The sequence below is a fragment of the Staphylococcus simiae genome (assembly GCF_017357005.1).
In the GTDB taxonomy this organism is placed as follows: Bacteria; Bacillota; Bacilli; order Staphylococcales; family Staphylococcaceae; genus Staphylococcus; species Staphylococcus simiae_A.
On record NZ_CP071589.1, the window covers coordinates 1,264,331 to 1,279,036 of the forward strand.

1 protein-coding gene (running past one end of the window) is annotated in these 14,706 nt (G+C 35.2%); it reads right to left on the reverse strand.

The window, feature by feature from the left end; all coding sequences use genetic code 11:
• Window positions 1-14,706, reverse strand: partial view of a hyperosmolarity resistance protein Ebh gene (gene ebh, locus J3R86_RS05730; RefSeq protein WP_207518460.1) — the 3' portion only. It continues 14,166 nt past the right edge of the window; the window shows 14,706 of its 28,872 coding nt (coding positions 14,167-28,872); its start codon lies off the right edge, out of view — the gene reads right to left on this strand; it ends in the stop codon at window positions 1-3.

Sequence of the window (14,706 nt, forward strand, 5' to 3'; positions counted from 1 at the left end):
TTATTTTTTCTTGTTATTACTTTTCTTTTTCTTTCTTTTTGCTACTACTTTGTTATTTTTTCTCTTTGTTGTTGCTTGTTTAGACCGTTTGTTAGTACTTTGTTTTGTTGGTTTTGACGCTGCTTTTGGTTGTTTAGTTTGACGTTTATCAATGTTCTTCGTTTTTGTCTCAGAAGATACTTGTTTTACTTTAGTTTGTTGTTTGTCTTGTGAATCTTTCTTTTGTTTAGTAGCAACTAATAAATGATCTGGATTTAAATCATCTGCATCTATAGATGATTGCTCTTCTTTTTTATGTTTAGCTCCTACTAATAGATCACTTGGATTTAAAGTAGCTTTTAAATCATTATCTTTATTGACGTTACTATCTTCTACTACTTCTTCATCTTCTTTACGTCTTCTCTTAGCTAAAATTAACCATAAGCTTGTGAATATACCACCTATTGCAGCTGCGCCAATTGATTTTTCAAGCGTACTAATAATATTGTCTATTAAGTGATTCGTATTTGCTACTGGATGTTCTTTAGAGTTATGTGCTTTATCTTTGTTATCTTTATCTGCACCGTTAGCACCATTTAACACTAAATGATCGTTTAAATATGACTCATGTAAATCTTCAAAACGATTAGCCAAGTTTGCAATCTTATGAACTGCATTGACATCACTTGTAATGAAATGAGGACCATTAGGTAGTACGATATTGGCCAATTGTTGTAAACCTATATTCAATGCTTTATAAACATCTGCTATAGTATTTGCATTATTAATGGCCTTAATAGTATCTTGCTCAATTTGATTAACATGACTAATCATTTGACCTTTATCTGAATCAGTTACAAAAGGATTACCTATAATCTCTTGAATCTTATTAGCAGCAGCTTTTCTAATTTGTTGTTGCGCTACATTTTGTGCCTGAGATTTATTTAAAGCTTTAATCACTTCTTTAGGATTTAAGTTTGTTAATTGATCAAGTGCACGATGCTTAATTTGTTCAACTTGGTTCACAGATGTAGCTTTATTAATGTCTGACAGTGCTTTCGTAATAATTTGATCGATCACTTTATTAATAGCATCTTTTTGAACCGATGTTAACTTAGGCAGTTGTTGAATTTGTTGTTTCTTAACAATACTTTGTGTTGTTAACTGCTGTTTAGCTTCAGCTTTTGCAATATTTAATGGTGATTCGACAACCACGACTGGTACTTTTACGACTGTATTTGTACCATCTGCTAAAGTTACAGCAACAATTGCATTTAACGAATCTGATAATTTGTTAGTTGGTGGTATTAAAATAACATCTGCTTTAATTTCATCATTTAAATCTAAATGTTCTAATACCTGTTGCTTAGTAATTTTATCATCTCGATAAACAGTTATCTTACCTTTAACTAAAGCATCTTGAATTGATAATGCAGGAAGATCATGTACTAATGCTTTATGGTCTGTATCCCAAATTGTAACATTAGCTATATTATTCAAATCATTGTTCAAGTCATGTGATAGTTGATTACTAGTTAAAGCATTTTCAATATCTGATAATGCCTGTTGACGAGCATTTTCAAGTGCTTTTAAGGCATTTTGACGTTGAGCATCAGTTAAATCAGGATTTTGTTCTATTTCTTGACGTTTTCTATTAACTAAATCTTCAACTGCTTGTTTAGCAGCTTCTTTAGCATTAATTAAATCTTTAATAGATTGTAAAGCATTTTTAAATTGCTCTTTAGCTTGATTGATTGCATCTTTAGTTGTTGCATCATTAATTGCACTATTTGCTTGTGCTAATGCCTGATTAACTAAATCTTTAAGTTTTTCTTTTTCAGTCGTAGTTAGATGATTATTGTTGTTAATATCATTAATGAGAGAATCACTTAATTGTGTTACATCGTCTTTAGCATCAAGTTTAGCTTTTGGTAATTCATCAGCATGTATTGATGGAATTATTTTATTGGCATTCGCAATCACTTGATCAACATCATTATTAGATTGAGCATTGTTTAAATTATCAATAGCTTGCGATAATGCTTGATCAACTTCTGCAATTGCTTGTTGTTTAGATTGCTCAGTAGCATTAGCATGATTGATTGCATCTTTTTGTGCTTCAGCTAAATGTTGAAGTTGTGCAAGAGCTTTAGCTTTACTATCTGCTAAACATTGCTCACCGTTTAAGGCTTGTTTAGCATTAGCAATGGCTTGTACTAATTGATGCACTTGATTACTATCTAATGCACTTCCTGTTGTAGGATTTAACGCATTTTTAGCTATGTTAATTACTTGATCAAAGGCTTGTTGTAAATCTTTATCCGCATTTTGATATGAAATGCTATTTTTAACTTCATTTTCATTTGTATCAACATTTTGTTGTAAAGCTTTCATAGCCTCATTTAATGACGTTGCATCACTCACTACTTTATTCACTGTTGGTATATCATTTGCTTGATTTATGTTAGCTTTGGCTTGTGCTTTTTGTGCATCGTTCAAAGCATTCAAATGATCAATCGTTTGTAGTGCATTAGCTTTGGCATTAGCAAGTTTTTCATTACCATTTAAGGCGTCTATTGCTTGTTTAATTTTACCAATAGCTTGTTTAATCTTAGCTGGTAATTGACTATTATCTTTAGCTAATTGTCGACCATCATTGATAGCTTGATTATAAGCTTGCTGTTTATCATCATCAGCTTGCGTATAATTATTATTTGTTGTAATGTCAGGATATTTATTTATTAAGTCTTTTAATTTAGCCATAACATCATTGACTTTATCAGCTAATTTCACAATATTATTTACTTTATTGATTGTTGGTACAGCATCAACAGCTTTATTAAACGCTTGTTTTTGTTTGTCATTCAAGGCTGGTAATTGATTAATGTGTGCTTTAGCTTGATCTTTGAATTTAGCAATTTGTGCATCGCCATCTAAATGATTTAGGGCTTGTTTTAACTTGTCAATCGCTGTTTGAACATCTGATTGACTTGTATCTGGACCTGTAACTTTATTAATTAATTGTTCCGCTTCATTCAAACTTTGGTCAAAGGCTTGTTTATTAGTTGAAGTAGCATCAATATAATTAGGCGTTGTCTTTGTTTGTTGTGATTTATTAACTAAATCATTTAAATCTTTCATACTGTTATTTAATTGTGTTGCATTGGCAACGATATTATTGACAGCTGTTCTCGCAGGTGCTTGATCAATTACTTGATTGATAGCTGCTTTTTGGGCATTTGTTAACGCATCAAGTTTTGCTACTACATCTTTCGCATCATTTTTATCTCTATCAAGTTTATCTTGACCATGGAGTGCTTGTTTAGCCGCTTCAATATCTGCTATAGCTTGATCTATCGTAGTCTTATCAACAGTAACATTTGTACCATTAATGATGTCTTCTGCCTTCTTAACTGCATCATCATATGCTTGTTGTTGTGCAGGGTCTTCGTTGATGTAGTCACTACTTTGTTTTATTTGATCTTTCTTAGCAACTTCACTGCGTAACGCATTCATGGCATTATCCAAATCTTGTGCTTTAGCAACAAGTTGTTTCACTTGTTCTCTTGTTGATGCTTGATCAATGTCATGATTCAATGCATCTTTTTGACCTTGATTCAAGTTAGATAAACCATTAATCGTTTGTGTCGCAGTTGTTTGATCCACTTGTAATTTATGAGCACCATTTAAAGCAGCTTGTGCTTGAGTAACACGTTGTGTCACTTGGTCAACTAATGCTTTATCCATAGTTGGATTTGTAGTTGCATTAATCATATCATTCGCCGCTGTTATAGCATCAGTATAAGCATCTTGTTCAGGTTGATCTTCATTAATGAAATTACTACTTTGTTTCACTTGGTCGGCATCTTGGATACTGTGTCTCATCGCCGCCATAGCATTATTTAAGTCTTGTGCTTTATTAACTATATTAGCGACATCTGTTCTAGTTGGTGCATTTGTGACTTCGTCTACTAAATGTTGACGTTGTAAATCAGTTAAGCTTGATAATTGACCTAATGTTGAATTAGCCGTTGTTTTATCATGTGCTAGTTGCGCTTGACCATCAAGATTTTGTTTTGCTTGTGTCACATTATTAGTAGCTTGATCAACTACATCTTTATCTAATGTCGGGTTAGTAGTATTATTAATAATTTGTTCTGCATGAGCTACAGCATCAGTATAAGCTTGTTGCTGTGGTTGATTTGCATTAACATAATTACTACTTTGTTTAATAGTATTTTGATCTTGGATACTATTACGTAATGCTGACATCGCATTATTTAAAGCTTGTGCTTTCGCAAGTTGTGCTGCAACTTGATCGCGTGTTGTTGCATTTGTCACAAGTTGTTGTTCAGCTTGTTGTTGTGCTGTAGTTAAAGATGATAATTGACCAATGTCATGGTTCGCACTATCTTTAGCATTTTGTAATTTAGTATCACCATGTAAATTATCTTTCGCTTGGTTGACAGCTTGTAACACATTGTTAATTGTATCAACAGACATTGTTGGGTTTGATGTTTCACCAATTAAACCTTGAGCATGTGCAACTGCATCAGTATATGCTTGTTGTTGAGTTGGATCTTCATTAATGAATTTGGAATCCGCTTCAACTTGTGCATGATCTTTGATACCGTTACGTAAATTTGTCATGGCACTGTTCAATGCTTGAGCTTGTGCTAATTTAGTTGCCACTTCTGTTCTAGTTGGTGCTTGATTAATATCATTGGCTAGTTGTTGACGTTGCGCTTGATTTAAATCTTGTAAACCAGCTAGTTGAGTTAATGCATCTTGTTTATCGTGTGCTAATTTATCGTCTCCATGTAATGCATCTTTAGCATTATTGATTTGACTTAAAGCGCTGATTACAGCATTTTTGTCAATGACTGGGTCATTCTGTTTATTAATTAATGCTTCTGCATCACGGATAGCTTGATCATAAGCATCTTTTGGACCTTGATCTTCATTGAAATAATTGCTGCCATTTCTAACATGTTGTTGTTCTGCAACAGCTTGTTTCAGTGCTTGCATTGTGTTATCCAATTCAGCAGATTGGGCTTTAACTTGATTCACTTCGCCACGTGTTGTTGCTGCATTCACTAATTCTTTTTCTTTCGCTTTTTGAGCATTAGTTAAACCAGGCATAGCGTCTATAGCTTGTTCAGCAGCTAATTTATCATTTGCTAAATTACTATTACCATCAAGTGCTTTAATCGCGTTAACAATTTGATCTTTCACGGATGTCACTTGACTTGGTGTTAACACTGGATTGTTCGCTTCATTGATAAGTTGATTTGCTGCTTGTTGTGCTTGATTAACAGCATCTTGGCTATTTTGTGAAGCATTGATGTAATTACCTGTTGCTTTTGTTGGATCTATTTTCGCTACTTCGTCACGTAGTGCTTGCATCGCTGCATTTAAATGTTGCGCATTTGTCACTACTTCGGCAACTTTGTCTCTAGTTGTTGCCGCTGTAATTTGATCTTTTATAGCATGACGTTGTGCATCACTTAAAGCTGTTAATCCATCAACCGTAGTCGTTGCTTGTGTTTGATCTTTTTGTAATTTACTAGCACCTTGTAATGCATCTTTAGCTGTTGTGATATTTTGAGCTGCTTGATTAATAACATCAACATCAGTATCAGGATTAGTTGTTTTAGCAATAATAGCTTCAGCAGCTTTAACCGCATTATCATAGTTATCTTTAGGACCTTGATCTTCATTAATGTAATTACTGTCATTGTGAACTTGGTCTTTGGCATTAACTAAGTTGTGTAATGTTTCCATCGCAGTGTTAAGTGCTTGCGCTTGTTGTAATTGTGCTTTAACTTCGTCCCTTGTTTGTTTAGCATCCACTTTGGCTTTTTCAGCTGTTTGTTGAGCTGCAGTTAAATGATTTAACGTATCAATTGTATTGTCAGCTTGTTGTTTATCATGAGCTAATTTTTGTTCACCGTGCAAGTTGGCTTTTGTTGTATCAACACTTTGTGTTGCTTGTTCAACTTGTTGTTGATCAATGATGACATTAGGACTATTAGCTATAATGTCTTTGGCATGTTGTACTGCTTGATCATACGCTTGTTGAACTGGTGGATCTTCGTTGATGTAATTACTACTTGCTGTTGTTGCTTGATTATCTTGAATGCTATGACGTAATGCTTCCATCGCACCATTTAAAGCAGTTGCTTGATTTGTTTGTGATGTGACGTCCGTACGCGTTGGTGCTGCATTCACTAATTCTTTTTCTTTAGCCTTTTGTTCATCTGTTAATGCAGTTAACTGATCAATCGTATTATTCGCATCAGTTTTAGCTTGTGCTAACTTAGCGTCACCATCCAAATGTTGCTCTGCAGATGTTACTGCTGCCGTCTTCGCTTCTACTTCTGCCTTGTCTAGTGTAGGTGAAGTTGTTTGATTAATAATTGCTTCAGCATCTGTGACAGCTGTATCGTATGCTTGTTGTTCTGGTGTATCAGCATTAACATATTTACTTTGTTGTTTCACTTGATCTTTATTAACGATACTTTGACGTAAAGCATGCATAGCTGTATTCAATTGTTGTGCTTTATCTTTTTCAGTAGCAACGTTTGTGCGTGTATTGGCATTGTTGACTGCTGAAATCAATGCTTGTCTTTGTGGTGCATTTAAATCTGTTAAATCGTTAATGGCTTGAACTGCTGCCGCTTGGTCAGCCGCTAATTTTTGTGAACCATGCAAATTGTCGAATGCAGTTGTAACATTTGTTGCTAATTGATTTACTTGAGCTGGATCCATCGTAGGTGTTGTCGTTTGATCAATTGTGTTTTGAGCATTAGTTACAGCTGTATCATAAGCTTGTTGTTCAGGTTGATTTTCATTAATGTAATCGCTACTTTGTTTCACCTGATCTTTATTAGCAACTTTATCTCTTAACGTTTGCATTGCATTGTTTAATACTTTTGCTGCATCCAAATATTGTGTTACAGCAGTTCTTGTATCAGCACCAGTAATTTGTTGTTCAATTGTTTGACGTTGTGCTGGATTTAATGCTGAAAGTTTCGCTAATTCTGCTGTTGCTGTCGTCTTATCATTTGCTAACTTAGTTGAGCCATGTAAATTATTTTTAGCGTCATTAATTTGTTGGATTGCTTGATCAATTTCCGCTTTGTTATTAACTGGCTGTTGCGTATTATCAATAATTGCTTGTGCTTTGGCAATTGCATTGTCATATGCTGCTTGTTCAGCATGATCCTCATTTATATAATCACTTGTCGCATGAACTTGATCTTTCGCACTGACTAAGTTTCTTAAATCGCCCATAGCGTTATTCAGTGCTTGTGCTTGTTGTAATCGACTTTGAACATCACTACGTGTTGGTGCTGCATCAATGTCATGATCGGCACTTTGTTGTTGTCCACTATTTAAGTTAGATAATTGTCCAACTGTTTGTTTCGCTTGTTGTTGAGCATCATGCAGTTTTTGCTCACCATGTAAAGCTTGAATGGCATTTTCAATCGTATTAACTACTTGATCAACATCGTGACTATTTAATGTTGGATTTGTTGTATTATCAATAATTTGTTGACCAGCTGCTATTGCTTGATCATAAGTTTGTTTAGGTCCTTGGTCTTCATTGAAATAATTACTTGTAGCGTGAACTTGATTTTGTGCATTCACTTTTTCACGTAATGCTTTCATTGCGTCATTTAATGCAGTGGCACTTTGAACTTGTTGTGCGACAGCCGTATTGGTAGTGGCTTGATTAACTAATTCTTTTTCTTTATCTATTTGTGTTGGTGTTAAATATGTTAAGCCATCAATCGTACGATTCGCATTATTTTTAGCATCTATTAAGTTTTGATTACCATTCAAGGCAGTCTTTGTATCCATCACAGTCGTAGTTTTAGCTTCGATTGCTGTTTTATCAAGTACAGGTGTACCAGTTGATTGGTTAATCAAATCTTGTGCTGCTTGCACTGCAGCTTCATAAGCTTGTTGTTTGTTAGGATCTGCATTGACAAAGGCACCAGATTGTTTTGTTTGTGCTGCATCTGCAATACTTCCTTTTAATGCACCCATTGCCGTATTCAAATCATCGGCGAGTGTTTGTTTATCAGCAACGATTTGTCTTGTTGGCGCGTTAACAATTGCATCGATTAATGCTTGACGTTGCGGTGCATTTAAATCGGCTAAACCATTAATGTGTGCTTTTGCTGCTGCTTTATCATTAGCTAATTTATCAGCACCATGCAAGTTGTGTTTCGCTTGTTCAACATTATGCATCACTTGTTCAATTTGAGTCGGTTGCATTGTGGCATTAGCTTGTTGATTCAACAGATCTTTTGCTGCTTGAACAGCATTATCGTATGCAGTTTTGGCGTCTGGATTTTCATTAATGTAATCACTGCTTTGTTTTGTTTGTTGCTCATCAGCTATCGATTGTTTCAATGCTGTCATTGTATTATTAATTGCTGTTGCGTCATTGACATGTTGCGTTACATCAGTACGCGTTGTTGCACCATTGATTTGTGCTTCAATGTCATGGCGTTGAGCTGGATTCAAGTCTGCAAGTTTGGCAATTTGTGCTAAGGCATCTTGTTTAGTATGTTGTAATTTTTGTTCACCTTGTAATGCATCTTTAGCTTGTGTAATCGCTTGAGCCAATTGATTAATATCAGCAGCTTGTAATACTGGTTGATTTGTTTTAGCTATTGCATCTTTAGCTGCTTGAATCGCAGTTGTATAAGCGCGTTGCTTATCTGGATCCTCATTAATATAATTACTGCTTGCTAAAACATCATGTTCAGCATCAACTAATGCTTGTAATGCACCCATTGCTGTATCTAAGTTTTGAGCTTGTTGTAATTGTTGAGCAACTTCAGGACGATGTGTAGCAGCATTAATTAAATCTTTTTCAGCTTGACGTTGTGCATTAGTTAAATGTGTTAAACCATCAATTGTTTGATTGGCTGCTTGTTGTTCTTGATGAAGGATATCTTCACCGTGTAAATCAGCTTTAGCTTGATTAACTGCAGTTAAAGCTTGTGTTACAGCATCTTTATTAAGTTGTGGATTGGTAGTTGCATTAATGATTGCATTGGCAGCATCTACAGCATGATCATACGCCTGTTGTTTAGGTGCATTTTCATTAAAGTAATTGCTACTAGCTTTGACTTTAGCCACATCTTTAACGCCATCTCGTAAAGCTTGCATTGCTGTATTCAATTCTTCAGCATGCGTCACTTGTTGTTGAACTTGACCTAATGTTGTTGCATTATTTACTGCTTGTTTTTCAGCTGCTTTTTGTGGATCATTTAACGCTGTTAAACCATCAATTGTTTGATTAGCATTAGCTTTGGCTTCAGCTAGTTTAGCAACACCATTTAAATCATTATTCGCTGTAGTAACAGCTGTTGTTTGATTGTCAATTTCTGTTTTATTTAATGTTGCTGGTGCTGCTTGATTAATGGTGTTATTGGCAGCATTTACTGCATCAGTATAAGCACGTTGTTTATCAGCATCTGCATTGACATATTTCGATTCAGTTATCACTTGATTATAATCAGCAATACTTTGACGTAAATTACCCATTGATGTATTCAAATCATTAGCTTCTGTTCTAATATCTTGAACTTTAGTACGTGTTTGTGCTTGGTTCACTCGTGCTTTTTCAGCATCTCGTTGTGGTCCATTTAAATTAGTCATTTGATCAATTGCAGCATTGGCTTGTTGTTGATCATGTTCTAATTTAGTTTGACCATGTAAATTACCAAGTGCAGTTGTCACTTCATTAGCACGTTGCGTAACTGTTTGTGCATTCATCTCTGGATTTGATGTCGCATTAATAATATCGTTAGCTGCTTGTACTGCATTTGTATAAGCTGTTTGTTCAGGTTGATCTTCGTTAATAAAGTCACTACTTTGTTTCACAGTATTGTCATTAGCGATACTATCACGTAATGCTTTCGTCGCGTTATTTAAGTCTTGTGCATGTTGTAACTCGTTAGCAACATTTGCTCTAGTGTCCTGAGCATCTACTAATTGTTGAGCTTTTGTTATTTGAGCTGGTGTTAAGTATTGTAAGTTACCTATTGTCGCTTTCGTTGTTGTTTTATCTTGTTGTAGTTTAGCTGCACCATCTAACGCGTTTTTAGCAGTATTAATAGCTGTGATTGCTTGTTGAACTGTAGCGTTATCTACTACTGGATCAGTTGTTTTAGCAATGATTTGTTCTGCTTGTTGGACAGCATTATCATAATTCGCTTTTGGTTGAGGGTCTTCGTTAATATAGTTACTTTGTTGTTTTACTTGTGTACTATCAGCAACTAAACCTTTTAACGTACCCATTGACGTATTCAAATCTTGCGCTTGTTGTAATACTTGTGCTACTTCAGTTCTTGTAGCTTTGCCATTAATACTAAGATTAATGCTATCTTTTTGAGCTTGTGTCAAGTTCGGTAATCCATTGACATCAGCATTGGCATCATGCTTAGCTTTAGCTAGTTTTTGTGCACCTTGTAAAGCATTTTTAGCTTGAATAATTGTATTAAGTGCTTGTTCAACTTGTGCTTTCGTCATTGTTGCTTGCGGAGAAGCATTAACAATATTTTGTCCAGCTTGTACTGTATTATCATAATTTGCTTTCGGTTGTGCATCTTCGTTAATGTAATCACTACTAGATTTAGTGGCGTTAACTTTATTTAGTTCAGCACGTAATGCTTCCATAGCTGTGTTCAATTCTTTAGCTTGTGCTAATTGACTAGCTACGTCAGGTAACATTGTAGCTTGGTTAACATTTGCTTTTTCAGCTATTTGTTGTGCTGTATTTAAACCTTGTAAGCCATCAATTGTTTGAATTGCATCTGCTTTTGCTTGTTGTAAACGACGATCGCCATCTAAAGCTTGTTCAGCATCAGTAACTGCTTGGGTCTTATGCTCAATTGCTGTTTGATCTAATGTCGGTTGACCATTTTCATTGATGATAGCATTCGCTGCGTTCACTGCATCCGTATAGGCAGTTTGTTTAGTAGTATCAGCATTAATGTAATTACCTTGACCTTTAATTGTATTAACATTAGCTACACTATTGCGTAAAGCTTGCATTGCAGTATTTAAATTATTAGCTGTTTGTTCTGTAGTTGAAACTTCTGTTCTTGTCTTAGCGTTGTTAATAGCTGCAATTTCAGCATCGCGCTGTGGTGTATTTAAGGCATGTAAGTTATTAACATTTGCTTTCGCTGCATCTTTCGCTTGTTGTAGTTTAGTTTCACCATGTAAACCTGCAATAGCTTGTTCGATTGCTTGTACAGCAGTATCAATATTAGCTTTTGTCAATTCTGGATTTTGCGTTTTAGCAATGATATCTTCGGCATGTTGTATTGCTGCATCATATGCTTGTTGCTCATTATGATCTTCATTGACATAATTACTGCTTGCTTTAACCGTATTTTTATTATTGACTAATTGGTTTAGTGTACCCATTGCGCCATTAAGTTCGTTAGCTTGTTGCTCAATAGCAGAAACTTGTGTTCTTAATGTTGCGGCATTGACTTGTGCTTTTAATGCATCTTTTTGAGCTGCTGTTAAGTTAGGTAAATGATCAATATCATTATTTGTTGTTGATTGTTGTTGATGTAATTTACCATCACCGTCTAACGCATCTTTGGCTGTAGTTACGGCATTCGCTGCATTTTGAACTGCTTGTTCAGACATTTCAGGATTATGTTGCTCATTAATGATTGTATTCGCTGCGTTCACTGCATTTGTATAATTATGTTTTGGACCTTGGTCTTCGTTTACAAAGTTTCCACCAGCGATAATAGTTTGGTTATCTTTGATGTTATCGCGTAAACTCTTCATCGCACCATTTAACGCAGTCGCTTGTGATACTTGATCTGTTACTTTAATTGTTGTATCGGCTGCATTAATTAAACGTTTCTCTTCATTTTTTTGAGCATCTGTTAAAGATGTTAAACCATCAATATCAGCTATAGCTGCTTGTTTAGCATTGGTTAATTGACTATTACCATCTAACGCTTGTTTTGTTGCAATCACTTGAGCTGTTTGTGCTTCTATCGCTGCTTTATCTAATGTTGGTTGCGTTTGTTGACCTTCAGTCGCTTGAGCTGCAGCAACTGCTTGATCATAGGCTTGTTTCTTAGCTTGATCAGCATTGATATAGTTACCATCTGCTTTTGTGGTGTTGACATCGGCAATAGATGCTTTTAATGCTGTCATAGCACCATTTAACGCAGTAGCATTATTTTCAATTGTTGTCACTTCTGTACGTCTAGTTGCATTATTGACTGCTGCAATTTCAGCATCACGTTGTGCTTTATTTAAATCTCCTAATTGTTTGATTGCATTAACTGCATTTTGCTTAGCAGTAGCTAATTTTTGATCACCATGTAAATTAGCTTTAGCTGCAGTAACAGCATTAGTTAATTGTTCAATTTGAGCTTTATCCATTTGTGGATTAGCTGTTGCATTAATGATTGCTTGGGCATTAGCCACAGCTTGATTATAGGCATGTTGTTCATTAGGATCTTCATTAAAGTATTTACTATCAGCTTTAGTTGCTTGTACATCATTAATAGCTTGTCGTAATGCTTGCATTGCTGTATTTAATTGTTGGGCATCATTTAACGCACTTTGTACAGCTGGCAATGTTTGAGCATTGTTAACATTTTCTTTAGCTTTATCTTTTTGTAATGGTGTTAAGGCATCTAAACCATTAATAGTGTTTGCAGCATCAGCTTTTGCTTGTCGTAAACGTTCAACACCGTTTAATGCTTGTTTAGCTTGATTAACGGCAGTTGCTTTCGCAGTTATGGCATCTTTATCCATAGTAGCGTTCGTTGTTTCATTAATAATATCGTTAGCTGCTGTAACGGCATCGTTATAAGCATTTTGTTTATCATTATCAGCGTTTATATATTTGCTCTCAACTTTTACTTGGGCGTTATCTTGAACACTTTGTTTCAATTGTCCCATTGCTGCATCCAAAGCTTTAGCATGTGCTAATTGTTCAGCAACTTTTGTACGTGTATCTTGGGCATTGACTAATTGTTGTTCTTGCGCTTTTTGTGGTGCATTTAAATTTGGTAAATTTGTAATTTCTGTATTGGCTTTAGTCTTGTCTGTTTGTAATTTATCCGCACCGTGTAAGGCATCAACAGCATTAGTGATTGTTTGTGTTGCTTGATTAATTGTTGATTCGTCTATGTCAGGATTTTGCGTTTTATTAATAATATTATTCGCAGCTGTTATGGCATTGTTATAGGCCTGTTGTTCAGCTTGATCTTCATTGATGTAATTACTGCTAGTTTCTACATTATGTTGTTGGCCAACTTTGTCACGTAAATCATGCATTGCTGTATTTAAGTTTTGTGCTTGTTGTACTTGTGTTGTAACTTCTGTACGTAACGTTTTAGCGTTGACTAATTCTTTTTCTTTAGCTTTTTGTGCATCAGTTAATGATGATAAACCGTCGATAGTGTGTTCAGCTTGAGTCTTCGCTTGTTGCAATTGTTGTACACCATCTAAAGCATTTTTAGCAGTAGTGACAGCAGTTGTCTTACTTGTGATAACATCTTTATTCAATTCTGGTCCTTGTTGTGCATTGATAATTGATTCTGCACTTTGCACAGCTGTATCGTAATCAGCTTGTTTAGTAGGATCAGCATTGACATATTCACTCTTACGTTTTAGAGCATCTTTATCAGCGATTGCTTGACGTAATCCTTGCATTGCTGTATTTAATGCCTCTGCTTCAGTTTGTTTTTGAGCTACTAATGTTCTAGTTCCTGCTTGATTAATTGCTGCAATTTCTGCGTTACGTTGAGCATCAGTTAAATACTGTAATTGCCCAATGGCTTGGTTAGCTTGCTGTTTCGCTTGTTGCAATTTGTGCTCACCTTGTAATGCAGCTTTAGCATTATTAACCGCTTCAGTTGCTTTAGCAATTTCAGCTTTATCCATTTGTGGATTATTAGTATCATTAATGATGTTTTGAGCAGCAGTCACTGCTTGATCATATGCCTGTTGTTGTTGCGTATCTTCATTAAAGTAATTACTGCTTGCTTTAACTGTATGCACATCTTGAATGCTTTGTTTAAGTGCTTGCATTGCTGAATTTAATGCTATGGCATGATTTTCAGCAGCTGTTACTTGTTGTAATGATGTCGCAGTAGCAACAGATGCTTTCTCATGATTGATTTGACCTTGGTTGAGTGAAGTCAAACCATCAATCAAGTTATTAGCATGTGCTTGTGCATCACGTAAACGTTGATCTCCATTTAATGCTTGTTTAGCTTGGTTAACAGCTTGTGCTTTTTGATCAATGTCCTGTTTAGAAATTGTAGCAGTTGTTGTTTCATTAATAATGTCATTAGCTTGATCTACTGCTTGATTGTATGCTTGTTGTTTATCTGCATCTGCATTCGTGTAGTTGCCTTGTTGTTTCACTGTAGCATTGTCAGCAACTGCTTGTTTTAATGCTGCCATAGCAGTATTCAATTCTTTAGCCGTAGCTAACTGTTGTGCCACTGCTGTTTTAGTATCTAAGGCATTTATTAATGCTTTTTCTTTATCTTTTTGTGGTTGATTTAAAGCACTTTGTTGATCTATATCATGATTAGCTGCATCTTTCGCTTCTTGTAAACGTTGAACACCATTTAAATCATTATCTGCTTGTGTCACTGCTGTTGCTTTTGCACTAATAGCATCTTTATCCAATGTTGGAGTAGTAGT